This window comes from Orrella daihaiensis (assembly GCF_022811525.1).
Classification (GTDB): domain Bacteria; phylum Pseudomonadota; class Gammaproteobacteria; order Burkholderiales; family Burkholderiaceae_B; genus Algicoccus; species Algicoccus daihaiensis.
Genome location: NZ_CP063982.1, coordinates 1013124 through 1037470, shown reverse-complemented (window position 1 = coordinate 1037470; position 24347 = coordinate 1013124). Strand labels below are relative to the sequence as shown.

General features: G+C 55.8%; 22 protein-coding genes. 1 reads left to right on the top strand and 21 read right to left on the bottom strand.

Translation table 11 applies throughout. The features are described from left to right. Positions 1-12: 12 nt before the first annotated feature. A complete protein-coding gene (gene trmD / locus DHf2319_RS04995; protein WP_243479717.1) occupies positions 13-762 on the bottom strand; it encodes a tRNA (guanosine(37)-N1)-methyltransferase TrmD in 750 nt (249 codons plus the stop codon). 173 nt (positions 763-935) lie between these two features. On the opposite strand from trmD, the gene DHf2319_RS04990 reads away from it, so the two are divergent. After that, positions 936-2069, top strand: coding sequence for an FAD-dependent oxidoreductase (locus DHf2319_RS04990; RefSeq protein ID WP_243479716.1), 1134 nt, complete (start codon positions 936-938; stop codon positions 2067-2069). Positions 2070-2078: 9 nt separating this feature from the next. Here DHf2319_RS04990 and DHf2319_RS04985 read toward each other — a convergent pair whose 3' ends face one another. From DHf2319_RS04985 to parE, 20 genes are all read right to left on the bottom strand, one after another. After that, positions 2079-2426, bottom strand: coding sequence for a hypothetical protein (locus tag DHf2319_RS04985; RefSeq protein WP_243479715.1), 348 nt, complete (start codon positions 2424-2426; stop codon positions 2079-2081). After that, the gene (locus tag DHf2319_RS04980) at positions 2416-2832 is read right to left on the bottom strand and encodes a phage holin family protein (protein WP_243479714.1); all 417 of its coding nucleotides are present in this window, start codon (positions 2830-2832) and stop codon (positions 2416-2418) included. Before DHf2319_RS04980 ends, DHf2319_RS04985 begins: the two co-directional genes overlap by 11 nt. Then, entirely contained in the window at positions 2832-3155 is a 324-nt protein-coding gene (locus DHf2319_RS04975; RefSeq protein ID WP_243479713.1) for an ElaB/YgaM/YqjD family protein, read from the bottom strand. The genes DHf2319_RS04980 and DHf2319_RS04975 overlap by 1 nt, the downstream gene beginning before the upstream one ends. Before the next feature lie 123 nt (positions 3156-3278). Next, positions 3279-3881, bottom strand: a complete 603-nt coding sequence (gene rimM / locus DHf2319_RS04970; RefSeq protein WP_243479712.1) for a ribosome maturation factor RimM — start codon at positions 3879-3881, stop codon at positions 3279-3281. 135 nt (positions 3882-4016) lie between these two features. Continuing rightward, positions 4017-4271, bottom strand: coding sequence for a 30S ribosomal protein S16 (rpsP, locus tag DHf2319_RS04965; RefSeq protein ID WP_243479711.1), 255 nt, complete (start codon positions 4269-4271; stop codon positions 4017-4019). A 63-nt stretch (positions 4272-4334) separates the two neighbouring features. After that, complete coding sequence (locus DHf2319_RS04960) at positions 4335-4583, bottom strand: sulfurtransferase TusA family protein (RefSeq protein ID WP_243479710.1); 249 nt, start codon at positions 4581-4583, stop codon at positions 4335-4337. Between the two features lie 8 nt (positions 4584-4591). Continuing rightward, positions 4592-7213: an alanine--tRNA ligase gene (gene alaS, locus DHf2319_RS04955; RefSeq protein ID WP_243479709.1), complete on the bottom strand. Its 2622-nt coding sequence runs from the start codon at positions 7211-7213 to the stop codon at positions 4592-4594. A gap of 33 nt (positions 7214-7246) precedes the next feature. Then, positions 7247-8272: a shufflon system plasmid conjugative transfer pilus tip adhesin PilV gene (locus DHf2319_RS04950; RefSeq protein ID WP_243479708.1), complete on the bottom strand. Its 1026-nt coding sequence runs from the start codon at positions 8270-8272 to the stop codon at positions 7247-7249. Next, complete coding sequence (locus DHf2319_RS04945) at positions 8269-8946, bottom strand: pilin (protein ID WP_243479707.1); 678 nt, start codon at positions 8944-8946, stop codon at positions 8269-8271. The genes DHf2319_RS04950 and DHf2319_RS04945 overlap by 4 nt, the downstream gene beginning before the upstream one ends. A 75-nt stretch (positions 8947-9021) precedes the next feature. Further along, positions 9022-10167, bottom strand: coding sequence for a type II secretion system F family protein (locus tag DHf2319_RS04940; RefSeq protein WP_243479706.1), 1146 nt, complete (start codon positions 10165-10167; stop codon positions 9022-9024). Continuing rightward, positions 10164-11885 (bottom strand): ATPase, T2SS/T4P/T4SS family, encoded by a 1722-nt coding sequence (locus DHf2319_RS04935; RefSeq protein ID WP_243479705.1) that lies wholly within the window; start codon positions 11883-11885, stop codon positions 10164-10166. Before DHf2319_RS04935 ends, DHf2319_RS04940 begins: the two co-directional genes overlap by 4 nt. Further along, positions 11882-12307 carry a hypothetical protein gene (locus DHf2319_RS04930; RefSeq protein ID WP_243479704.1) on the bottom strand — a complete coding sequence of 142 codons (426 nt, stop codon included), beginning with the start codon at positions 12305-12307 and terminating at the stop codon, positions 11882-11884. Before DHf2319_RS04930 ends, DHf2319_RS04935 begins: the two co-directional genes overlap by 4 nt. Next, positions 12294-13622, bottom strand: a complete 1329-nt coding sequence (locus DHf2319_RS04925) for a hypothetical protein (RefSeq protein WP_243479703.1) — start codon at positions 13620-13622, stop codon at positions 12294-12296. Before DHf2319_RS04925 ends, DHf2319_RS04930 begins: the two co-directional genes overlap by 14 nt. Continuing rightward, a complete protein-coding gene (locus DHf2319_RS04920; RefSeq protein ID WP_243479702.1) occupies positions 13615-15213 on the bottom strand; it encodes a hypothetical protein in 1599 nt (532 codons plus the stop codon). Before DHf2319_RS04920 ends, DHf2319_RS04925 begins: the two co-directional genes overlap by 8 nt. Continuing rightward, on the bottom strand, positions 15210-15944 hold the full coding sequence (locus tag DHf2319_RS04915; RefSeq protein ID WP_243479701.1) for a TrbG/VirB9 family P-type conjugative transfer protein: 735 nt from the start codon (positions 15942-15944) through the stop codon (positions 15210-15212). Before DHf2319_RS04915 ends, DHf2319_RS04920 begins: the two co-directional genes overlap by 4 nt. Positions 15945-16092: 148 nt before the next feature. Further along, complete coding sequence (locus tag DHf2319_RS04910) at positions 16093-17346, bottom strand: extracellular solute-binding protein (RefSeq protein ID WP_369810237.1); 1254 nt, start codon at positions 17344-17346, stop codon at positions 16093-16095. 86 nt (positions 17347-17432) lie between these two features. Continuing rightward, entirely contained in the window at positions 17433-18689 is a 1257-nt protein-coding gene (locus DHf2319_RS04905) for a D-amino acid dehydrogenase (protein ID WP_243479699.1), read from the bottom strand. Between the two features lie 59 nt (positions 18690-18748). Further along, on the bottom strand, positions 18749-19792 hold the full coding sequence (locus DHf2319_RS04900; protein WP_243479698.1) for a CDP-6-deoxy-delta-3,4-glucoseen reductase: 1044 nt from the start codon (positions 19790-19792) through the stop codon (positions 18749-18751). 54 nt (positions 19793-19846) lie between these two features. Continuing rightward, on the bottom strand, positions 19847-22156 hold the full coding sequence (gene parC / locus DHf2319_RS04895; protein ID WP_243479697.1) for a DNA topoisomerase IV subunit A: 2310 nt from the start codon (positions 22154-22156) through the stop codon (positions 19847-19849). A 64-nt stretch (positions 22157-22220) separates the two neighbouring features. Next, a complete protein-coding gene (gene parE, locus DHf2319_RS04890) occupies positions 22221-24185 on the bottom strand; it encodes a DNA topoisomerase IV subunit B (protein WP_243479696.1) in 1965 nt (654 codons plus the stop codon). Positions 24186-24347 lie beyond the last annotated feature (162 nt).

Here is a 24347-nt window from a genome sequence, read left to right as displayed (position 1 = left end):
CACTCGCACCCTTTATGAGTGCGCCAGGCTTGCCAGAAATGCCTCGTCTTTGGGCGTCAGGCGACCTGCTGCGCGAGCCTTCTCGATCAAATCCGGGCGTTTGACCAAGGTCAGTGCCAATGATTGCTCGCGCCGCCAACGGGCAATGCGGTCATGATGACCGGAGGTCAACACTTCAGGCACGCCTTGCGCTTGCCAGATCTCAGGACGGGTGTAATGCGGACTGTCGAGCAGTCCAGAAAGACTGTCCTGAAACGAATCCTGATCGTGCGAATCGTGCTGCATGGCGCCTGGCAGCAAACGCACCGCTGCGTCAAGCATAGGCATCAAAGCCGGCTCACCACCCGAGACCACAAAGTCGCCAATAGACCAGCAGTCGTTGACGTGTCGATCGATAAAGCGCTGATCAATCCCTTCGTAGCGCCCACAGATCACGATGGCGCCAGGTGACTGTGCCAGCGATTGCGCACAAGCCTGGTCAAATGGCTTGCCCGATGGCGCGAGCAGGATCACTGGCGCAGCCGCGGCCCGATCAGATTGGGCTGCGACCAGCGCATCGGCCAGCGGTTGCGCGAGCATGACCATGCCAGGCCCGCCACCATAGGGACGGTCATCCACCGTTCGATGCACATCTTGAACGAAGTCGCGCATATTCCAGGTCTTTAATTGCCACAAACCACGGTCGTGCGCTCGCCCGGTGATGCCCGAGGTGCACAAGGGTGCAAAGTATTCAGGAAACAGCGTGAGGATGTCGATACGCATGGGAGTTGACCAGGTAGTTTGAAGAATTTTAGTAGACGCCGGCGGCTCGTGCCGCTAACTTACCCAAGTGGGGCGGAGTCATGTATCGAACGATCAACTGGTTGGTGATGCTTGTCTAGCTGCGACACGCCCTACGATGGCTGCTGATTTCACTGAACCTCTGGGAGCCCAGCATGAAGATCCTCATTATTGGCGCTGGCGTTGGCGGCACCACGCTGGCAGCCTTGCTCGAAGGCCGTGGCCATGAAGTTGACCTGATTGAACGCAGCCCTGATTTCGCGAAATCAGGTTATGCACTGTCGATTTGGCCGCTCGGTTCGAGAGTGCTGATTGGGCTGGGACTCATCAAGCAATTTCGTCAAATCGCCAATCCGCTGGGCACTTATCACCTTCGTAATGGCAAAGGTGATGCCATTAACACCTACCGACTGGCTGACAAGATTTCAGTTCACGGCGATGCAGGCACCTTGTCCAGAAAATCCCTACTCGAACTTTTACGCAGCAAACTATCAGACACGCGCCTGAGGATGAACACCAGCATCACCGCTTTGACTCAGACCAGTGCCTCTGTGTCAGTGACATTTGCCGATGGCCGGCAATCGGACTACGACCTGGTGGTCGGCGCCGATGGCATTCACTCCAAAACGCGCGAACTGATTGCAGGCCACGTGCCATTACATGAGACTGGCTGGGGCGGCTGGATCTGGTGGGCAGATAATGGCGTCATACCGGTTGATGATGTCACCGAGTATTGGGGCGCTGGCCGGTTTTTAGGGCTCTACCCTTGCAAAGAGCAGTTGTGCGTCTTTGCAGGCGGTCCGATTGGACAGATGGATATCAAGACACATCGCGCCGCCGATATCCGCGATCATTTCAAACCAATCGCGGCGGCACTGCCGAGTGTATTTGACGCCCTGCCGGACGATACCAACGAAATCTTTTTCTGGAAACTTGATGATGTGCGCTCAGCCGTCTGGAGCGAAGGCCGTGTCGTGTTACTCGGTGATGCAGCCACGGCATTTTTACCCACCGCAGGGGTTGGCGCTTCCAATGCGATGGAGTCTGCAGCGGTGCTAGCTGACGAATTACTGAGAGTTGAAGCCAATACGGTTACTCGGGCTTTGCGGCTGTACGAGCTGCGTCACCGCAAACGAGTGCAGGCCGCGCAAACCGAGAGTCGCAATCTAGCCAAAGTGATGCTGGTGTCCTCCACGCCACTGGCCTGGGCGCGTGACGAGCTGATGAAGCATTATCCCGTCGATAAATTCGTTGCCGACATCCTGAAAAGTCTGGAGCAACCGATTTAAGATCCGGCCTTACAAAGACTGATCATCAGGATTGTCATCGGACTTGTCATTGCCAGAGAACATGGCCCAGGCACCAACCGCCACGGCTGCCAAGGAAATCCAGCGCACGGCTTTAAACCGACGGTTAGATAAGACGGTAGTCAGGATGTAAGGATAACGAGTGACCAGCCGCAAGCCACGCGACACCATATCGCGAGCATTGCCCGGCAACAAGCGTCCCACCGCCACCCGCGGATCGAGGCTATCGACCAAGTCGCCAGTGTGGCGCGCAATAGTGTCACGCTCGACAGCAGCGCGTGCGCGCAGCATCTCAATTCGAACGGCGCGCTCGAACATCGCGTTGCGTTTAACTGTCATGATTCTCATCCCGACGACTGCCAGTTTGCTCGGACTGCTCTCGATGGGCTAACAGGCTGATATCGCGCTGCAGCTCTTGGATCGTGACAGCAAACGGATTCAGACCGCCAGCGCGGATACGCTCGCGTACTCGCCATAAAAGCAAGCCACCGGCCACTGCATATAAAACGCAGAGTGTCAGCACAACCCAATCCCGATATGGCGTATCCCAAGCCAACACAATGATCAACAACGTGAACAGTGCTGCTGCGAACAGCAAGGCAAGTAAGCCCACCACCCACAGCGCCAAGAGCCTGGGCAGATCCTCTCTGGCTTGTTGCCACTCCAACCCAAATAACTCCACGCGCGTGGCAATGGCTTGTACCAGGTCTGCTGACAGGTCTTTAACGCTGTGACGGATCGACATTAGCGGCGCGCAATCAATAAGCCCAACAACAGGCCAGCCACACCGGCAATCGTTGCGGCTTGCCAGGGTCGCTCATGCACATAGTCATCGGTGACGCGCACGGCTTGTCGGCCGCGATCAAGCAACGAGTCCTGTACATCATGCAAAGCCAGGCGGCTGCGCCGTAATGTCTCAAGCGCTTGCTCGCGCAATTCTTCAGCTTTGTCTCCGCTCGCGCTAGCCGCTTCCCGCAAAAGATCTTCGGCCTCATCAAGCGCGTGCTTGATGGGATCTACCAGACGAGATTCGTGCTCTGCTTCGGATACTTTACGTCGTGTTGCCATGCTTAGCTCCTTGATTACGCTGTCCACTTTGATAGTAGACCGCTTTTTAGTATGACAAGACAAGCTAACCCTAAGTTCAGTGCTGTGGACGCAACTTTGTATAAACCAGTTAGCCAAGACAGGCTAAAAATCCCGTGGCCAGTGGGTCTCTATTATGCGGGCCTCGGTGTCAATGTCACCCACATGGGCTGCTACAAACGGAATGAGTGAGTAAACCGCCTTGTCTTTGTCGTCAACACGGTCGACGCACTGACCATTAATGACATGCTGTTGCCGTACCACCAGAATTGGATGCGCCGGGTTGTCTTGGACGGATTCAACCACGCCCAAATGCTCGGATTCACCATCGGCGTCGGTGGTCACTGAGCAGCCGATCAGATCGACCCAGTAATACTCGTTCTCATCAAGTTTGGGAAAAGCGCCTCGGGGAACCATCACGGTATTGCCCTTGAGTGCCTGCGCCTCATCTCGGTCGTTTAAACCCCTCACGCAAGCAATCCAATTAGCGCCGTGAGGCTTGGCCCAAACCAAATTAACGGCAACCGCTGGTGATGCAGTGCTATCGGGTACCGCAAGCGGGGACTGAGGCAAACGAAGCCACCAGCGCTTAACGGCACCCAATGCTTCGGAATCAGAAGAAAAAGGCTGGACCTTAATCCAGCCTTTGATGCCATGCGCTCCGAGCACCCGACCTAGTTCAACCAGGTCTGAGGGTGTGGCTTGCATCTCGGAATCAGAGCTTATGCTGGGGTGGGTTGAAAGCTTTTTAGTCAATTTGTTTGAGCTCATCGACTAATTCAGTCATGCACCAACACCGAACCAACACCGAACCAACACGTCTGAAACAACGTCTAAGACAGCTTAAGCAGCAACCTGCTTGCTGTACTCTTTGACCAAGCGGGCCACTGAGGGTGACAACTGCGCACCCACACCCTGCCAGTAGGTCACGCGATCCATCTGGATACGCAATTTCTCGTCGCTATCGCCAGCAACAGGGTTATAAAAACCAACACGCTCGATAAAACGACCGTCACGACGATCACGCGAATCAGTTGCAACTAGGCTATAAAACGGGCGCTTCTTGGAGCCGCCGCGAGCCATACGAATCACCACCATAGGTAATCTCTTCTATAAAAATTGGTAACAAAATTTGGGCTAAGCCGTAGATTCTAGCATGGTTCAGGCGCGTCGTTGCAAGTAGTGGTGCACCTTCTCGCCAACATCCCGGTGCGCCAGTAGCGGGTTACCGGTCTGCCGACAAAATGCCTCAAAATCCTGTTTAGCCTTGCGATCGGTCGTAATAACTTCTAGCATCTGCCCAGGTTCAAGCGTGGACAAGGCCTTTTTTGCTTTGAGTATAGGCAGCGGGCATTCAAGGCCGGTGGCGTCCACCGTCGCAGCCGGATGATCCAGATCGATCTCAGCCATCTGCCGCCTCAGCCCTGGATTTTGGTTTGAACCCATGCCGGCACGGATTGCAAGGCCGTTGCCAGCTTCGCAGGCTCGGTACCGCCACCCATGGCCATGTCCGGTCGCCCGCCACCCTTGCCGCCGACCTGAGTGGCCACGTGTGCCAGCAAGTCCCCTGCTTTGACACGATCCATCAGGTCCTTGGTCACACCAGCGACCAAACTAACCTTGTCATCGGTCACTGTCGCCAACACCACCACGCCTGACTGCAGCTTGTCCTTTAACTGATCCACCATGGCGCGCAGGCCTTTAGGGTCGGCACCCACCACATCATGGGCCAATACCCTGATGCCAGCAACCACTTGGGCCTGATCCGCTAACGCGGCCCCGGCGCCGGCGCTCATCTTGGCCTTGGTTTGTGCCAGCTCTCGTTCAGCCGATTTAAGCTGTTCTTGCAGTTGTGCCACCCGATTAGCGGCATCGGACACCGTTGATTTGACCATCGAGGCGATGTGCGCGGCCGTGGCATTTAGCGACTGAGCCCAGTGCAACACGTTGTCGCCGGTGATGGCTTCAACGCGACGAACACCGGCGGCGACACCGGATTCCGAGACAATCTTGAACAAACCAATATCGCCCGTGCGCGTCACATGCGTGCCGCCACACAATTCGCGCGAGGATCCGATATCTAGCACACGCACCGTGTCACCATACTTCTCGCCAAACAGTGCCACAGCGCCCGACTTGACCGCATCGTCAAACGCCATGATGCGAGCATCGGTAGGCTCATTGGCGAGAATCTCACGATTCACGATTTCTTCAACCTCAGCAATTTGCTCAGCTGTCATCGGAGCATCATGCGCAAAGTCAAACCGGGTTTTGTCGGGATCCACCAGTGAACCGCGCTGCTGTACGTGAGCACCTAATACCTCGCGCAAGGCTTTATGCATGAGATGGGTGGCCGAGTGGTTACGGACTGTGCGAGCCCGGCGTAGCGTGTCAACTTTGGCTTTAACACTTTGACCGACTTTTAATGAGCCACGGGTCAACTCACCGTGATGACCAAAAACGCCGGCCTGAATCTTTTGGGTATCAGACACCACGAACTGACCGGCCTCAGTCACGATCTCACCGGCATCACCCACTTGCCCGCCTGATTCCGCATAAAACGGCGTTTCATCAAGCACCACCACAGCCGATTGACCAGCTGCGATTTCATCAACCGGGGTCCCATCCACGTACAAGGCCACCACCGCGGCCTCCCAGGCAAGCGCATCATAGCCATGGAATACGGTTTGATCACCCTCGTAGTGCAAACCATCGACTGACTTGAACCGTCCGGCAGCGCGCGCCTGGTCACGTTGCTTGCCCATGGCCTCATCGAACCCAACCATGTCCACCTCAATGGACTTCTCACGACAAATGTCTGCCGTCAGATCGACCGGGAACCCGTAGGTGTCGTACAGCATAAAGAGCGTCTGGCCATCGAGTGTCTGACCGCTCTTAAGATTTGCCAACGCCTCATCCAGAATTCGCATGCCGTTCTCGAGCGTCTCACCAAATCGCTCCTCTTCCTGTAACAGCACCCTGCCCACACGGTCCGCGTTATTGGCAAGCTCCGGGTAGGCCGCCCCCATCTGCTGCACCAGGTCATTGACCAAGCGGTGAAAGAATGGCTTGGACTGTCCGAGTTTGTAGCCATGACGCAGCGCACGTCGAATGATTCGACGCAACACATAGCCGCGACCCTCATTGCTCGGAATCACGCCATCGACCACCAGAAACGCGCAGGCTCGAATATGGTCTGCGATGACCTTCAGCGAATTGTTGGTCAAGTCTGAACAACCGGTTTCACGCGCCGCGGCTTTGATCAGGGACTCAAACAAATCAATCTCATAATTGGAGTGCACGTGTTGCAAGACAGCGGCAATACGCTCAAGCCCCATGCCGGTGTCCACGCAAGGCTTGGGCAGTGGGTGCATCACACCATCGCTGTCGCGCTCAAACTGCATAAACACCAGATTCCAGATTTCGATGTATCGATCACCATCCTCTTCTGGCGATCCAGGCGGGCCACCCCAAACCTCAGGCCCATGGTCGTAGAAAATCTCTGAACAAGGCCCGCACGGACCGGTATCAGCCATTTGCCAGAAGTTGTCTGAGGCGTAACGAGCGCCCTTGTTGTCACCGATGCGAATAATGCGCTCGGTTGGCACCCCAATTTCCTTGGCCCAGATGTCGTAGGCCTCATCATCCTCGTGATAGACCGTCACCCAGAGTCGATCCACTGGCAATTTGTAGACCGTGGTTAAAAGCTCCCAGGCATAGTGGATCGCGTCACGCTTGAAATAGTCGCCAAAGCTGAAGTTGCCAAGCATCTCAAAAAAAGTGTGATGCCTTGCGGTGTAGCCCACGTTCTCGAGGTCATTGTGCTTACCGCCAGCGCGCACACTGCGCTGAGAGGTCGTGGCGCGAGTGTAGTTACGCGTCTCCTGCCCTGTAAAAACATCCTTGAACTGCACCATACCGGAGTTGGTAAACAGCAACGTCGGGTCATTGCCTGGCACCAACGAAGACGAGGGCACAATCGTGTGCCCTTTGCTTTCAAAGTACTTGAGAAACTTCTCGCGAATTTCAGAGACTTTCATGCGTAAACCGCCAATCCAAAGTTGATCAAGCGATTATAGGCGCAGGCACGCATAACCATCGACCAAAACCACTGGCCCCACCCGCTCAAACTCGCGCCCCAAATTTACCGCCGCAAAATCCGACGGGCATCGACAACCTGAATCACCACCTAAGAGGGGCCACAGGCGCGACTGACGCTGCAAGTCCAATAAGACCTGATCTTGCTGCGCCAGTGCCCCACATTGGCGCACATGATCGTGCGGCTGTCCCACTTTTTGCCAGTGGCCGGACTGACAGATCAGCAATTCCCCTGCTGAATCGACCATGACCAATCCCTCGGGCTGGCAGTCGCCTTCAGCCTGCGCCGTCTGTCCAAGCTGCACGCCCCCGGCCAAGGTCACACTGCGTGTTTCATGCAGCCTGACATAAGCCGGCGCACGATCGGGATGCCAGGCTAGTAAGCCAACCGTGCCAAGTGGCAAGGGCATACCACCAGGCATCGGATTAGACACCTCGTAGGCCGCACCCCGTAGCCGATCTGGCGCCAGATCGGTCACAGCAAGCCCTTTGCCTGCAAGGGCAGCCAAGATCGCGCTCGGGTGCAACGCAGCTTGCTCAGTGCGCGGCATGGCCAATAGCAACACCGTCAAGGGACATGCATCACTGGCGCAGGCACCGGTAGAGTCAAGTCTCACGAGCCGAATGTCATATGGCAACGATGGCCTAGAGGCCAGTGCTGCGGCCAGCCAACCGTCTTGTTTCAGACGCGCCAACCAAGGCTCGATCGGTACCAGCGTGTTAAGCGGCAATTGGCCAAACATGCCCGCACTAGGTTGTGAGGCCGCGTCGTCATGCTTGATTGCCTCGGTGATGGCAGTTGATACCGCCTGCAACCACTGCCCGTAGCCATCGGCTGCCGCTTGTTCGGCTTTTTGTGCAAACTCACCCGCGGCCCAGATCACCACTAACATGGCCAATGCAGCCACCACCATCCATTCCACCAGCGCCTGTCCTGTCTGGCGCGCTCTTGGCCAACTGCTCACCCGCCCATGGCCATTGGGGCGCAGCAGACTTGTCACTGAAACACAAACACAAAACGGTTACTGTCACCACGCTGGCACTGTGCATCAGCCAGGACGGGCTGATAAGCCATTGGGGGGGTAGCAAAATCATTCTTCACCACCACTTCCCCTGACTTGCCGTCAATCAAGACTTGGCTGGCCATGCGCTGCAAGGTGGTGGCGAGCATGGGGCAGGCAGCATGATTGACATGATCAAGCGTCAGACTAAACGCTGAGCCGACTGGCTGATCCGGTACAGCGGCAGGCCCCATGAGAATTTCACCATTACCCGATATACCTTGCCCTCCGAGGCCGTGCACCACCACCGCAGTCGACCCCTCACCCCGGACGGTGACGGCTGAACTGCCGCGCATGCCATTGACCAGTACACGCTTGTCAACGTTGGCAAAGGGTGCATCACTGCCACCGATACCTGCGACTTTCATGCGCGCCACAAAACGCTGCAGATCCGCAGCCACTTTAGGCACTTTGTTCTCAATGACATAGTCTTGCAACGCCGGAATTCCGACAATTGCCAAGATCACCATCAGCGCGGTCACGATGGACACCTCCACCAGAGAGAAACCGCGTTGTAGATGGCGTGTCTTGTTTGTAGGCGCCGCCGTTAGGTGCGTCACAGCTTGGGGCGTAACAGTCTGTGTGTTGCGCAAACCAGTCAATATCATGTGCATCGATTGCTTCCTGTAGAGTGGGTTTAAGTGAGTGAGTTGTGTGCTTAGAGTGCGCCAGTGGTCGTGACGAGGGACTTATGAAAGGCTGTAAAACAAGGTCAAACCCTGCCGCAGCTCTTCAATGGCCCGCAAATGCCAGAAGCCAACGATCATCACAGTCGCAAGCGCTGAGATCAACAAAACCCAACGCAACACGATGGCGCGTTTAGCCATTTGTGTTTTGAGTAACTCGCCGATCGCGCCTGATGCAGTGCCCAAACCTTGAGCCAGTCCGTGAACCCGCACCACATCAACAAATCGCCACCAGATGTCGTCAGCCAGAAGTCCCGTGTTCAGACTTGTCAGCACATCAGCGCCGGCGTCAAGCTCGCGCACCATACGTGACAAGTGGTGATTGAGCCAGGCACTTGCATGCAACTGTTGGGTGGTGAGGACGGTTCGCAGTGATACGCCGCTTGCTGACAAAGCGTTCAGCAGTGTTGCTGAGCCCGTCAAAAACTGCATGGCATTCAAGTCACGGTATAGGCGCCAGATGCCAAACCGATCGAGCACGTTACGAAACGATCCTTTAAATCCGGCCAATGACCACCACATCAGGATCATCGCCAAACTGCAGGCAAATAGCCAAGCCCACCAGTAGGACCCAACCGAATCAACCCATCCCAATAGCGCAGTCAATGACGCACCATGGTAGGCAGCAGGCACATTGGCAAATGCGCCCATGAGCCTGGGCACTGTCCATAACGGCATCACAAAAAGACAAGCCACTGCCACCATGGCAGCGACCAAACCGACCGCGATGGTCTGCCAAAAACTGCCGACACATTCATTCCAGAGTCTGATTTGGCTAGCCATGCTTTTTAAGGTTTGCACCAAGGCCATTTGTCCGGCCTCTTGCGCCAAGGCGATAGTCTGCAAATCTTTGGCAGGCAGCGTGCCACGCCAGGTTTGCACCAGGTCACCACCACTGGCGGCATAACGTGTGGCCCACCATCCGGCCAAACGCCCCCGAGGTGACCGATTGCCATGACGCCAGCTGTCTTGCTCAAAGGTCAAGAGCAAGGTTTGCTCAAGTGCCCGGTTATCTAAAAACTCTCCTAAAAACGCGTAATACTCGGCTCGCTGGCGCTTAAATTGCCACGCCGCCCAACGGATGCCAATTGGCAATCGAGCACTTGCGCGCGAGTCATGAGAGATCTGTCTGCCCAAACCGATGCTCATACGGACTCCGTGAGGACTGGCGCAAAGCGCAATACGTAGTCAAGCGGATCGATCAGCCCCTGGTTGAGGTGCACCTGGGCTGCATTGACTACCGGTAGGTAACCGGTCAACTCTGAGGCTTGCGTGCCAGCAGCCAACTGCCAACTGGCCACTTGCTGCCATAGCGAGCGGCCCGCTAGCGCTGGGTAAAACCCGGGCAATGCAGCCGGCTCGATCATCTCGGCAATTAGCAAGCGGTCACGATAGCCTGTGCCGTGTGAGTCCTCATGGCGCTGACAGGCAGCGCAGCCCGCGTGGTTTCTGAAACGCCAATCCTGCCAATTGCCGTTGGTGACTTGTGCCAAACGTTCAAGCCACTCGAGTTTGTCTGACAGCAACGATTGCGGCTGGTCTGGCAAGCCATCGGCAGACGCCAGCCAGTCACTCGCGCTTTGCGAGCACGCCGTGCAAAGTTGCTTGAGCAAGACCTGATAAACCAACAGCTTGATAAAGCCTGGCATCACCAGAAGGCTCTCTGGCACCCCAATCAAGTCTGAACTCAAGCGTGTCAGAATTTGCAGGGCTGAACTTGCGTGCACGGTGGTGTAAACATTGGTGCCCGCCAGCACCAAATCCACCACGGCCTGCCCGCCTAGCGTGTCGCGTAACTCACCAATCAATACATCATGCGCGGCGCTTCGCTTGATGGTCTTCAGTTTGCTGGCAAGCTGACCGGTGACCGCCTGAGCATCGAAACCTGCGACAGGGCACTGCAGTGCATTGTCGATGACATATTCAACAGGATCCTCTAGCGTGATGATCTTGCGAGTTGTTGGGATCAACTTCATCAAAGCAGCCAAAGATGTCGATTTACCTGAGCCAACCAGTCCAGCAAATACCACCAGCCCCCCATGTCCGTGCGTGGCACGCAGCATGGCGGCATATTGTGTCGGGTCATAGCCCAGCTCATCAAGCGATGGTGCAACTTGCCAACACACCCGATTCAACAAACGCCAGCAGACACTGACGCCGCCTTGAATCACTAGCGACGCCCACCGCAACCCGACAACATCACCACCGATGGTGCGTTCGAATCGCCCTTGCTGCTCACACGTGACATCGAATACAGCGCCGTTGCCGCCTTGCACTGTCATCCAGCTAACTGCCAACAGCTCCAGCACCACTTCTGTTGAAAGCATTCGGAAATGAGCAGGCCTGAAACATCCGCCATTGATACTGAATGCCACATCAGCATACGGTTGCGCATGACGCACCGTCAGATGAATGTCACTGGCATCGGCTTTGAGCGCCCACGTAATCAAGTCATCGAGCAGCGTCACCAACACATGCTTGGGTGTGCTGGCCGCTACACGTAGCACCGCCTGAGTCGTCTTGCCATGTCTCAAACCCCGGTTGAGCTCACCAAGGCGGGCTGGTGGCACGATTTGCCGTGACGGCTTGGCAATCGACATGCCCAGTTGCGCCAAAGCCAACACCAACGCTCGCGCCTGATCGTGATGAGCGTATTCGGGTAGCACCCAGACTTGCGCCGTGCCATCCGGAAGACGCACAGGACACATCTGGCTAGCCAACTGCGGGTCAGGCACATGAAGCCGATCGAACAAGGGCTCGACGTTGTCAATTGTCAGCGCGGTGTCTACACCCATCACGCCGATGGCCTCATGCATCAGGGACTCACCGAGCATTAGCACCGAAGCGGTGCCTTGAGCACGCTTCACGATCCCACTCTGGACAGACAAACCGTCTCTAGCCTGGCGCGACGTGTAAACGACACACAAGGGGGCTTGATCAGCCGCAACCGTAATGCGTTGGTTTGCGGAAACAAAGGCTGTTTGCGACCTTGTTCGAACACCACCTCGCGTCCATCGATCAACACGGTAGCGCGCAACTGCGGCAATACACCATAGATTGACAGCAAGGTAGACTTGGGGCGTTTGCGTGCAGCGACTTTATTGCGCGCAGCCTGCCATTGGGCTAACACGTCGTTTTCTGTTTTGATCATTGCAAGCACCGTCATCGGCGTAGTGACTCGTGCCACCGACTCAGTGGCTTGTGCCGAAGGCATCAGGGCAAACACGCCAAGCACGCTCGCCCATATGCCCGGTGCACCAGCAAGTGATAGAAATTTACGGTGTTTCAAGCCATTCTCCTTGTAAGTTCAGCATCAAATAGCCACGTAATTGATCGATTTCCGCACCCTGTACGATGGATAAATCGGCTTGTCGCCATCGCAAGGGCAAATTCAGTTCCTGCAGTCGGTCGGTTTGACGCAAGGCAAGTCTCAAGGTGAGCTTGCGCACAAACAGCGTTTGGGTCATCGGTACGTCGCTTTCGAACGGGCGCTGCCCACGGTCGACCATCCGACTCGAGGTATCGGCCGGCAACCTGCTTGATGTGCCAATCGATAACCCTGCCACTCGAGCACTTAAACGCTGCAACTGGCTCAGGCCAAACGTGGTGCTTGCTTGCTGATGTAGCTGCAATGACTGCATCGGCATATCGATCGTGCGCTTGAAATAGGCGCGATCCAATGAGTCTGGTTCAAATGCCCAGCCAGGCGGCGCATGCGGCTGCAGATCCTCATTGTGAGCACCTGGCACATGACGCTTGTAAGCGGCCCTGCAAAACGCCTGTTGCTCATCAATCCGGCAAGCCACCGATTGCAGCAACCACCCCGCGGGATCTACAGGCAGCTGATGCCAGCTCTCGAACAAGCCCACAAGGCTTTCGGGTCGATGCGTGCGCACCAATGGGCTTAGGGGCGCAGCGTTCAAGGCGCTGTCGACAAACCTCGGTACCGCCTGCTGTCGGGGCCAAGACAGATAGGCGGTCGCACCGAGCGCGGCAATTGCCACGATGGCAAATGCGAGCCATGGCCAGGATGTTTGTACAGATGGCAGCCTGCAAAACCGGCATTGTTTAGCCAGGCTCGCCTGTAAAAAATCGGGCTGATCGTTGGCCGCATCCGATTCGTCAAGCGACCATTGGATCGTTTGACAGACAATTTGCTCATGCCTGTCGCGCAAGCCCTGCAGGCAGCCTTGCGCTTGTTCAAGCGTATCAAACCAGCGATCAGTATCACTCAGGACGCAACCGTCACAAGCCGCGACAAGCCATACACCCATGCCCGGAATTTGCAAACACAGCGCATGCGCACCGCTTGGGTGGGCACTGGCAAACGCGGCGGCAGCACTCGCGGTTTTTGGGTTGACAGGCGCAATCGCGCCATCGGGGTGCAGGCCCAACAGTCGCACCTGTTTGCCGTGGTTGACGGCCCACGTGAAACCCTGCTCACGCAGGCTGCGTTGCATCGCCTTTTGTCCTTGAGGACCCAGCGCGGGCAGCCAACGCATACCAAACACCCAGTGAATATTGGCCTTGGCATCATGCCACTGCCAGCTGCGCGTTGGTGACTGAGGTGTCAGGCTCTCTGAATGGTGTTTCAGGTCAACCACCGTCTTGCACCTGTGCTGTGACAAAGATCAAAGTCATGGTGTTCTGGTGGCTGACGTCATCATCACCACCAAAGACTTTGGGGGCATGGGGCGAGCGACGTGTCTGAGTTACCTCGCTGGCCTGCTGTTCAAACCCGGCAATCAGGGTTGGCCGTCCTGGGTAAACCACCACTTGCTGCACCGTGCCGTTACCACGCAAATCGAGCTGCTGTATTTGGACGGCATTTTGCTGGCCACCAAAGGTCAAGGTTTTGAGTGGCATGGCCACCGTGTCATCAAATGACACCGACAAAAGCACCTGACCGTCGTCCTGCACATCCGGCACCAAGGTCAAAAACGCCCCGACTGTCTCGCGTTTTTGGCTAACGGCTATGCCCGGCAATGCACTAGTGGCATTTTTGTCCGATGAGTTGGTCGCGACTGACTTGACCTGATCAACATAGGTGAAGGTTGAACGCACCGCATGCGTGACTGGCCTGCGATTCAATGTCATGACTGGAACGGTGGTGTGCCGAACCACATCGGCATACCGGGATACGGCTTTTAAAAGCAGGCTGGTGCTAAAACCTGCTGCGCCGCTGGCGCCTGACACTTTCATTAGCGTCGGTGCCGCACCAGCAGCAGCACCAGAGAAGTCGATTGCTCCAAGCTCGGATGCCAGCGCTAGCTGCCAGTCAATGCCTTGCTCATGACTTTGATCGCGGGTGACTGTGATTTGTTCAAACACCAGCCGTACCCGGCGGCTCAAGCGGCGATTTAAACGTTCGAGATACTGCGCGACCGCATCGAGCGCTTTGGGGGTGTCGGTAATCACAATCGAATTCAAACTACCCGGTTGCGCCGCCACCACAGCTGCACGAGTCAGAAACGGCTCGAGCTGTTTCACAATATCTTGAACCACCGCCTGACTAGGCAACATCAGTTCGGTATGCGCAGCACTATCAAAACCCTGGTGGCTTTGACTGCTGGACTTGCCTAGCCGCATGTCAGACTTGGCATCCACTGATAAAGCCCGTACATCAAACACTCGCGTGCGAGTCCGATAAAACTCAATGGCCTTGCCATCGTATTGCCAACTGACTTGGTGACTCGCAGCGATGTGGTCAAGAATATGGGGCAATGGCTGTGTGCCGACCGGCATGGTGGCATGTATCTGCGCAGCCGTATGACCGCCAACGGTCACAGCCGCTAACCGTGGCATGAAATGTTCGATGGGCAAGAGTGCATCGGGATTAATACGAACCGGTATCTGTGTGGCCTGCGCGATACGGTTAGCAATCTGGGTCAAGGACTTGGGCTGATTGGCAAATATCAGCGTGGCCTTGACATCCGTGCGCAAGGCTGGCGGCAAATCAAATTCACGTGCCAGCGGTATCGGTTTACCAGACACCCAAGGCTTGTTGACACGCGTCTGCGCACGGCCCACCCGGGCGGACTGTACGACTTGCTGTTCGTAGCGCTGTGCGGTGTGCTCGAGCGTGTCACGATTGTGACGGACATAGTCACGTGACTGACGGCTTAAATCATCAATGGCACAAGACGCCAGCAACATACTGGCAAACACCACCGTGGTTATTGGCTGGATGCTCATGGGCGATCTCCCTGGTCAGCCATGGGATCGCAAGACTGCGCTGCCGGGATCACGCGCAAGACGTGATTGGCGTAAAAGCACGGCTTAACCGCCTGGCCTGAGACGCGCGTGGATTCGAGCAAACCACGGACAGCGAGCTCAAAGTCGGCGCTGAAAGTTGCCGGTGCAGTGACGGGGAAGTCAACCGGCAAGGACCAATGCGCATCATCAAAAAACCAGTTCGCTTGCTCCGACCAGCGGCGCAGGGCCTGACGGATACTGACATCAGATAGACGAACATCAAACCCGGGGGTGCTCGGGCACAGGTTCACGCAAGGCACAACCGGTTCAGGCGCTGCGGCTTGACGGTAAACAGCCATGGCTTGTAACTGTCCGCCCTGAAACATGAGTCGCTGCCAATGACCGTCGACCACCGTATATTGACCATACGGCTGCTGATCGACCACCTGCCAACTGCCAAACTGATCAACAAAAACCGTTGGCACAGCCTGATGCGGATGCCATTGCAGCCAAATACGTCCTTGGTCTGAGAACACCTGTCGGGGTGCCACTCGACGATCACCGCTTAAGTGCCAGTTGAAATCCGGTTCGCCAACCAACGCATGCGCGGGTCGATGGGCCATTGACCGACTTAATTGCGGCACATCGGTGTCATGCACAGCACAACTCGTCAGTGCCGCGGCGAGTCCTAGCCACAAGCTGGTGCAAGACCATCTACAACAGATACCCATGAATGCTTCCCTTTTGAATCAGGCGAGCATCTTGGGCTAATCAGGATCTGGAAACAATTGTGTAGATTACGCAAGGACAAAAAAGTCCCGGTAAAAACACGGCCAGCAAAAGCTGGCCGTGTTTGCAATGCCGACAGCGAACAAACGCTTAGCGCATAAGCTTGGCGGCCTCGGACTTGGCGTTCATCAGCGCGCTCATGGGTGGCGTCTGATCAGACAACGCCTGGTCAAAGGCTTGATTGAGCAACACCAAAATCTTGGGGTAATTGCGAACGTCAAATCCAGCAGACTTTTTGCTGTCGCCATTTGTCATTTGCTCAACGACCTTGCGCGCACCCGGTATCCGGTTGTAGAAGGACACGTCAGCAGCTCTGAAGGCTGCGTCCGTCAATGGCATGTAACCGGTTCTCTGATGCCATTGCGCGGCTACCACAGGCGTGGCCAGATACGCCAACAGTTGTGCGGTGGCCTTTTGTCGCTCAGCCGAATGGCCTTTGACTGCCCATAAAGCACTACCGCCAATGAACGGCGCACCGGGTTTTTTAGTTTCTTGTGCGTAGTAAGGAATCGGCGCAACCCCGAAGCGAACGCCGCTTTGACGCACCTCACCCAAGGCACCTGAGGCAGCTGTCAAGACAGCGCAACGACCTTGCGTAAACGCACTGGTGGCCTGACCGGCCGCACTGTGTTGCATGAGCAAATCTGTCTTGCGCCAACTGACCATTAACGATAGGTGTCGCATATACAAAGTGTTGAAGTTAAACGCGAGGTTCTTGGATGACTTCAACCCATTGTCTGGCGTGAGGTAATACTCGTCATTGATGGGGGCGAGGTTCTCGATGTGCACCTTGACCTGATCGCTCGTGACATAAGGACACGAGACGCCACCGTCATTGCGAAGCTTGAGTAAATGCGCCTGGAAGTCTGGCCATGTGGGCGGCGGCGCATTGGCATCAAGACCAGCGCCTCGATACAGGTCGATGTTGTAAAACATCACAGGGACTTCAGCCATGTAGGGAAACGCCAACAACCGGCCTTTGCTGTCGCGCACAAAGTCAGTGGTTTTTTCCAGGAACCAAGAGGCATCTGGCACCGGATACTTGGCCAGCAACTGGTACAGCGGCAAGATGTCCTTATGCTGTGCCACTGCTTCGGGTGATCGGTTGTCACGCAACTGCACCAGATCTGGTTTGTCACGCTTGCCGGCAATCGCTTGGGCGGCATCCTCTTCAAGTTCAGCCTGATCGTCGTAATGGGTCAGGTCAACCACGACATTCGATTGTGACCCGTTAAAACGACTGATCAAGCTTTCAAACTCGGATCGGTTCGGGCCTGAGAGCGTGTGCCAAATTTCGATTTCCGTCTTTTGTGCAAAGGCTGGCGTGGCCAGTAACGTTGACATGCCAAGAATGGCCAGGCGACTAACGATTGGTTTCACTAGCGGTTCCTTAAAAAAATGCCTGGCAAGCCAGGCTGAAGCGACACAATTCAAATACCCATGAATGGAAACTCTGGCTGCGGTGTATGACCGCTAATGATGTCAGCGATGGCCTTGCCTGAACCCGGGCCCATCGTCCAGCCCAGCGTGCCGTGTCCGGTGTTCAGATAAAGGTTGGGAATCCGGGTGCGACCAATCAAGGGCACGTTTGACGGGGTCGATGGACGCAAACCAGACCAGTACTTCACATTGTCAAAATCGAGCACGCCATCGAACAACTCGCGCGCCAGATCAGTCATCGCCTGACAACGCACCGGATTGAGCGTGCGCGAGTAGCCCGAAAGCTCTGCAGTACCTGCCATGCGCAAGGTATCACCCAAACGGGAGAACACCACCTTGTGTTTGCTGTCCGTCAGACTGACCACGGGAGCAGCCTCGGGCTTGATAATCGGAAAAGAGGCCGAGTAACCCTTGGTCGGGTAGATCAGACAATGTATGCCCAGTGGCCGCATCAGCTGTGGGGTAAAGCTGCCGAGCGCCACCACAAATGCATCGCCATCAATGCGGTCGTAGCTGCCATCACTGCGAATCACTTCAACTGCTGCCGCCCGGCCATGCTCACAAATCACTCGAGTGATTCTGGTAGAAAACTCAAACGTGACGCCAGCTTTGCTGGCAAGTTCAGCGACCTGAACAGTGAATGCATGTACGTCACCGCTCTCATCGGTCTCGGTGAAATCCCCGCCCACGATACTCGCACGATGTGGCGCCAGCGCGGGTTCGATCGCAATGACCTCATCGGCGCTGACGATTTTTCGGTCAAGGCCGTAGTCACGCATGACGTCAGCCGCCTTTTGTGAACCTTCGAACTCGTCCTGGTCGCGGTAGAAATTCAAAATGCCACGTTGCAACTGATGGTACTGGAGTCCAAGCTCCTCACGCATCTGGGTCAGGGTTTCCTGACTGTATTGCGCCAACCTGACCATGGCCCGAATATTGGGCGCCAAACGCGATGGCAGGCATTCCCGCAAAAAAGCCAGGCCCCACACCCACTGCCGCCAGTCGAACTGCGGTCTAAACAGCAAAGGAGCGTCGTCTTTGCCCATCCATTTGAGCAGTTTCAAAGGCGCTTGCGGGTTAGCCCAGGGCTCAGCATAAGACACCGAGATCTGGCCACCATTGGCAAATGACGTTTCCTGTGCTGGCCCAGCTTCACGGTCCACCACGACCACGTCGTGGCCTTGCTGCCTTAACCACCAGGCCGAGCAGGCGCCCACCACACCACTTCCAAGGACAACAACCTTCATGCCCCACCTCTATTGAAGTCAACAGTTCACTGCAGAATCATCGTAGTGGCAGTGTAGCCTCAAGATTTTGCGCTGTCTGCCGCTGATGTAAAGGCATCCGCAAAAAATGCTTCATCCGGCATGCCACACGCTGACGCAAACTCGCGCCGAGCCGACTCAACCACGATCGGTGCGCCACAAGCATAGACCTCATGGCCACTCAGATCGGGCAAATCAGCGATCACTGCCTTATGTACAAATCCTGTGCGACCTTCCCAGCCATCTTCGGGCAAAGCATCAGAGACCACCGGAATATATTTGAACTGTGGCAACTGCTGCTCCCAGCTGCGTGCCAAATCATCCATGTAGAGATCTTGTGGTCTACGACCGCCCCAATAAAGCACCGCAGGACGATCAATTCCTTGTTCAATCATGTATTCAATGATTGCCTTGATCGGCGCAAACCCTGTGCCACTGGCCAGAAACACAATGGGTTTATTGCTGTCTTCCCGCAGAAAAAATGACCCAAACGGTCCTTCAAGGCGCATGATTTCGCGCTCTTTCATCTGCGTGGCACCAGCACCAAACACATGGTCAGTAAACAGACCACCGGGCATGTGGCGCACATGCAATTCAAGTGCGGCAGCCTGATTGGGCGAGTTGGCCATCGAGTAGCTACGGCGATTGCCGTCCTTCAGAATAACTTCGACATATTGACCAGCGTAAAACCGAAAAGTTTCTGATGAGGGTAGTTGCAAGGTCAGAATCGCTACATCTGGCGCAGCCATGCGAATCCGCGTCACGCGCGCTGGCAATTTGCGAATCTGAATATCGGTCGCCAATCGCACCTCGCGTGACTCGATCACCATGTCCGACAAGGCATGGGCTTGGCACAACAAGGTATAGCCTTGCTCGATTTCTTCTGCCTGCAATACCTGCGCTGGCGCTAAACCTGCATCGAACTTACCGGTCAGCACTTTGCCTTTACAGCTAGAGCATGCGCCTGCCCGACAGCTGTATGGCAACACAATGCCAGCCGCGAGTGCAGCGTCCAGAATATTCTGGTCATCACTGGCAGTGAACTGATGATGGGATGGTTCAACGGTAATGGTGTAAGTTGCCATAGTGAATCAGCAAATGGTTATTGGTTGCAGTGGTGGTGTGAGTCAACAAATCCATCAAGAGCCTGGCGCTTGACCAATCGTCGGGTTCTTCAGTCTGGTTTGAAGCAGCCTGCCTTTGCGAGCCCGCTTGGACAGATAAGGCTCTAGCGTATCACCGGCCAGCACATCCGTGCGGAGTTGGTGACGGAAGGTTCCGGTTATTGCCAAGCCATCAGCCCCGAGCGAGGCAACCTGCGCAAGACGATCGGGAGTGTCTACCGCCAACAGCACCGTGCCGCGGCCACCGCCAGAGAGTTGCTTGACTTCAGCCAAATCGATCACAGCCAGCTTGAGCCGCTCTGACAGCAGGGCCAGATGAGTATCACCCGGGGACAACAGAACAGGTCTGAGCACTTTGTCGCCGCTCTCAACGGTAATAAATTGCTTACCAGCCTTTTGTCGTGAGGCCAAGGCTTTGGCGGGTGCTTTAAATCCCAAGCCGCCAGCCGTGGTGAATAACCACTGCGCATCCGCATCCGCAGCCATCAAATGCTCAACCTGCGAACCTGGCTCCAGATCAATCATGGCAGTCACCGGACTGCCGTCACCACGGGCTGAAGGCAACCCAGCTACCGGCACTGAATAGACCCGACCATTGGAGCCAAGCACAAAGAGATTATCGGTGCTGCGACACTCATAACTGCCGTAATAACCATCACCCGCCTTGAAGCTGAATTGGCTGGCATCATGGCCATGACCCTGACGCGCCCTCACCCAGCCCTTTTGTGACACGATCACAGTCACCGGCTCGTCGGCCACCTTGACCTCAAGCACCGCTCGCTCAGCCGCTTGAATCAGCGTGCGACGCGCATCGCCATATTGCTTGGCGTCGGCCTCAATTTCCTTGACCATCAAGCGACGCAGCGCCGAGGGTTTGTCAATCAGATGCCGCAGCTTTTTCTCTTCTTCGCGCTTGTCCGAGAGCTCCTGTTCGATCTTGATGCCCTCGAGCCTTGCTAATTGACGCAAACGCATCTCGAGAATATCTTCGGCCTGCCGTTCTGTCAGCTTAAAGCGCTGCATCAATGCGGCCTTGGGCTCATCGGACTCGCGAATCGTCTGTATCACCTCATCGACGTTGAGGTAGACCACCATGCGACCCTCAAGCACATGGATGCGATCGAGCACCTTGTCCAAGCGATGCTGGCTGCGTCGCAACAGAGTGGCGGCACGAAACTCAATCCACTCGATGAGCATCTCTCGCAATGCTTTTTGCTTTGGTCGCCCGTCCGTGCCGACACACACCAAATTGACTGAGGCGTTGGTCTCCAGACTCGTTTGCGCCAGCAACGTGGTGACAAACAGATCGCGATCAACTTTGGATGTTTTAGGTTCAAACACCAGTCGCACGGCCGCGTCCTTGCCCGACTCGTCACGTACAGCATCGAGCAAACCAAGCATCTGCGCTTTGGCTTGCTGTTGTTCGCTGGTTAAAGATTTTTTACCGGTTTTAACCTTCGGGTTGGTGATGTCTTCGATCTCTTCCAGCACTCGCTGGCAGGAGGTGCCCGGTGGCAATTCATGCACGACCAACTGCCACTGCCCACGCGCCATTTCTTCAAACTGCCAGCGCGCCCTGACCTTTAACGATCCGCGACCGCCGGCATAGATGGCAGCAATATCTTCGGTGGCGGTAATGATATGACCGCCCCCAGGGAAATCTGGTCCTGGCAAGATTGCCTGCAACTCGGCGGCATCTAGCTTTGGGTCATTGATCAGCGCCACACAGGCAGCCGCCACCTCGTTCAGGTTGTGGGGCGGCATTTCTGTGGCCATACCCACCGCAATGCCCGAGGCACCGTTTAACAGCAGCATTGGCAAACGAGCTGGCAGCTGCGCTGGCTCCATCTGACTGCCATCGTAGTTGGGCACATAATCGACTGTGCCCTCATCAAGCTCGTCGAGCAATATGCGGGAAATCGGGGTCAGCCGCGCTTCGGTGTAGCGCATTGCAGCCGCATTATCGCCATCTCGCGAACCAAAATTACCTTGCCCGTCGATAAGTGGGTAACGCAACGTAAATGACTGAGCCATTCTCACCAGAGCGTCATAAGCCGCCTGGTCACCGTGCGGATGAAACTTACCCAGCACATCACCCACGACGCGCGCGGATTTAACCGGACGAGCACCCGATTGCAGACCCATGGCTTGCATGGCATAGAGGATGCGACGCTGCACAGGTTTTTGTCCATCACCCAAGTCTGGCAGCGCTCGCCCTTTAACGACAGAGACCGCGTAATCAAGATAGGCTTGCTCTGCGTACAGCCCAAGCGTGAGCACATCCTCATCGTTGGCAAATAAATCTGTTTGTTGGCTATCAGTCATAAATCTTGTATTGCCTTTGTATATTGCCTTTTCGAATTGCCATTTTGTGGCGAGCTGTTGCGGCTTAAATGTCTACCTGCGCGAGGTTGCCCTTGTCTTCAATCCACTGGCGACGCTGGCTCGACTCGCCCTTGCCCATCAACATGCTGAACATCTCGCGGGTCTGGCTAAGATCAAGCTCACCGTACTGGACTTTCAAAAGCCGCCTGGTGTCAGGGTTAAGCGTGGTCTCCCAAAGCTGTTCGGGACTCATCTCACCGAGCCCCTTGAACCGCCCAATTGACCAGACACCTTCGCGCACCCCTTCTTTACGCAACTTGTCTAACAAGGCCTCTAACTCGCCTTCATCCAGACAATAAAACTTGCGCAATGGACGCTTGCCTTGTGCTGGTACATCCACTCTAAAGAGCGGTGGTCTGGCGACATATAAGTGCCCAGCCTCCACGAGCTTGGGGAAGTGCCTGAAAAAAAGCGTCAACAGCAACACCTGTATGTGCGAGCCATCGACATCGGCATCAGACAGAATGCAGATACGGCCGTAGCGTAACTGTGACAAGTCGGCCTGGTCATGGGGCCCGTGCGGATCAACCCCGATCGCCACGGCAATGTCGTGAATCTCGTTGTTGGCAAACAGCCGGTCCTTGTCGACTTCCCAGGCGTTTAGCACCTTGCCACGCAGCGGCAAGATGGCCTGGAACGATTTGTCTCGTCCCATTTTGGCGGAGCCTCCCGCCGAGTCGCCCTCAACCAGAAACACCTCGGTGCGAGTGACGTCGCTCGATTCGCAATCGGTCAACTTGCCCGGCAGCACAGCCACACCCGAGCTGCGCTTTTTTTCTACTTTTTGCGCTGCACGCGTTCGCGCCTGAGCCTGACGAATCGCAAGCTCGGCCAACTTTCGACCGTATTCGACGTGCGAATTCAGCCAGAGTTCGAGCGCTGTTTTAACAAACCCACCCACCAAGCGAACCGCGTCACGACTGTTGAGCCGCTCCTTGATTTGCCCCTGGAACTGGGGATCAAGTACTTTGGCAGACAACACAAAGCTGACCCGGGAAAACACATCTTCAGGCAAAAGCTTGGTGCCCTTGGGCAGCAGACTGTGCAATTCGGCAAATCCTTTGACCGCCCCAAACAAACCTTCACGTAGACCCGCCTCATGCGTGCCGCCAGCCGGCGTGGGTATCAAGTTCACATACGACTCGCGAACAATGGCGCCATCCTCAGCCCATGCCACAACCCACTGTGCACCTTCGCCCGTCGCAAAAATCTCATCGCCCTCTTGGGCAAATTGTTCGCCGGCAAACAACGGTACGAGCAACTCAACACCGTCAAGCGCATCGGCAAGGTAGCCCTGCAAGCCGTCTTTGTACTGCCAGGTTTGGGTATCTGCTGTTTTGTCTATCGTCAGTTTGACCGTCACGCCTGCGAGCAATACTGCCTTGCTGCGCAACAAATGGGTCAACTCATTGATTGGCAAGGTGGCCGAATCAAAGTATTTACTGTCAGGCCAGACCGTCACCCGGGTGCCCGTGCGTTTTTTGGGGACTTCCCCGATCGCTTTCAGAGGTTTGGTGACTGCGCCATGCTCAAAGGTCATCTGATGCTCGGCGCCATCACGCCAAACCGTCAGGTCCAACCGCTTGGCCAGTGCATTGGTGACCGACACACCCACACCATGCAACCCCCCAGAAAACGCGTAGGCGCCGGCGGCAGCGTGCTTGTCGAACTTGCCCCCGGCATGTAGCCGGGTAAAGACGAGCTCGGCAACAGGGGCCTTCTCCTGCGGGTGCATACCAACCGGAATACCGCGTCCGTCGTCCTGCACCGTGACGCTGCCATCGTTGTGCAAAGTCACCTCAATGATGGAGCAGTGACCCGCTAGCGCTTCGTCAGCCGCGTTGTCTATCACTTCCTGAATGATGTGTAGCGGGTTCTCGGTGCGCGTATACATGCCCGGGCGCTGGCGCACAGGCTCAAGACCTTTTAGAACCCGAATCGATGATTCGTCGTAGCTAGTTGAAGCCAAGTTATCCCCAATATCTGTGGAAAAGCACCCGCATTTTAGGGAAAAAGTGTTTGTTTCGTGCGGGCAACACTAGATCGCTCAAAACGTACTCAATTTCCCCATCGTTTTCATGTAGCCGAAAAAGAATGTTATGCTCGGCTCAGTGCAAGAGTTTCTTGCAAG

Excerpts from the sequence above, each read along its gene's own strand:
- trmD (WP_243479717.1), bottom strand. The coding sequence starts at position 762 with ATGCGTATCGACATCCTCACGCTGTTTCCTGAATACTTTGCACCCTTG.
- DHf2319_RS04990 (WP_243479716.1), top strand. The coding sequence starts at position 936 with ATGAAGATCCTCATTATTGGCGCTGGCGTTGGCGGCACCACGCTGGCA.
- DHf2319_RS04985 (WP_243479715.1), bottom strand. The coding sequence starts at position 2,426 with ATGACAGTTAAACGCAACGCGATGTTCGAGCGCGCCGTTCGAATTGAG.
- DHf2319_RS04980 (WP_243479714.1), bottom strand. The coding sequence starts at position 2,832 with ATGTCGATCCGTCACAGCGTTAAAGACCTGTCAGCAGACCTGGTACAA.
- DHf2319_RS04975 (WP_243479713.1), bottom strand. The coding sequence starts at position 3,155 with ATGGCAACACGACGTAAAGTATCCGAAGCAGAGCACGAATCTCGTCTG.
- rimM (WP_243479712.1), bottom strand. The coding sequence starts at position 3,881 with ATGCAAGCCACACCCTCAGACCTGGTTGAACTAGGTCGGGTGCTCGGA.
- rpsP (WP_243479711.1), bottom strand. The coding sequence starts at position 4,271 with ATGGTGGTGATTCGTATGGCTCGCGGCGGCTCCAAGAAGCGCCCGTTT.
- DHf2319_RS04960 (WP_243479710.1), bottom strand. The coding sequence starts at position 4,583 with ATGGCTGAGATCGATCTGGATCATCCGGCTGCGACGGTGGACGCCACC.
- alaS (WP_243479709.1), bottom strand. The coding sequence starts at position 7,213 with ATGAAAGTCTCTGAAATTCGCGAGAAGTTTCTCAAGTACTTTGAAAGC.
- DHf2319_RS04945 (WP_243479707.1), bottom strand. The coding sequence starts at position 8,946 with ATGCACATGATATTGACTGGTTTGCGCAACACACAGACTGTTACGCCC.
- DHf2319_RS04940 (WP_243479706.1), bottom strand. The coding sequence starts at position 10,167 with ATGAGCATCGGTTTGGGCAGACAGATCTCTCATGACTCGCGCGCAAGT.
- DHf2319_RS04920 (WP_243479702.1), bottom strand. The coding sequence starts at position 15,213 with ATGAGCATCCAGCCAATAACCACGGTGGTGTTTGCCAGTATGTTGCTG.
- DHf2319_RS04915 (WP_243479701.1), bottom strand. The coding sequence starts at position 15,944 with ATGGGTATCTGTTGTAGATGGTCTTGCACCAGCTTGTGGCTAGGACTC.
- DHf2319_RS04910 (WP_369810237.1), bottom strand. The coding sequence starts at position 17,346 with ATGTCAACGTTACTGGCCACGCCAGCCTTTGCACAAAAGACGGAAATC.
- DHf2319_RS04905 (WP_243479699.1), bottom strand. The coding sequence starts at position 18,689 with ATGAAGGTTGTTGTCCTTGGAAGTGGTGTGGTGGGCGCCTGCTCGGCC.
- DHf2319_RS04900 (WP_243479698.1), bottom strand. The coding sequence starts at position 19,792 with ATGGCAACTTACACCATTACCGTTGAACCATCCCATCATCAGTTCACT.
- parC (WP_243479697.1), bottom strand. The coding sequence starts at position 22,156 with ATGACTGATAGCCAACAAACAGATTTATTTGCCAACGATGAGGATGTG.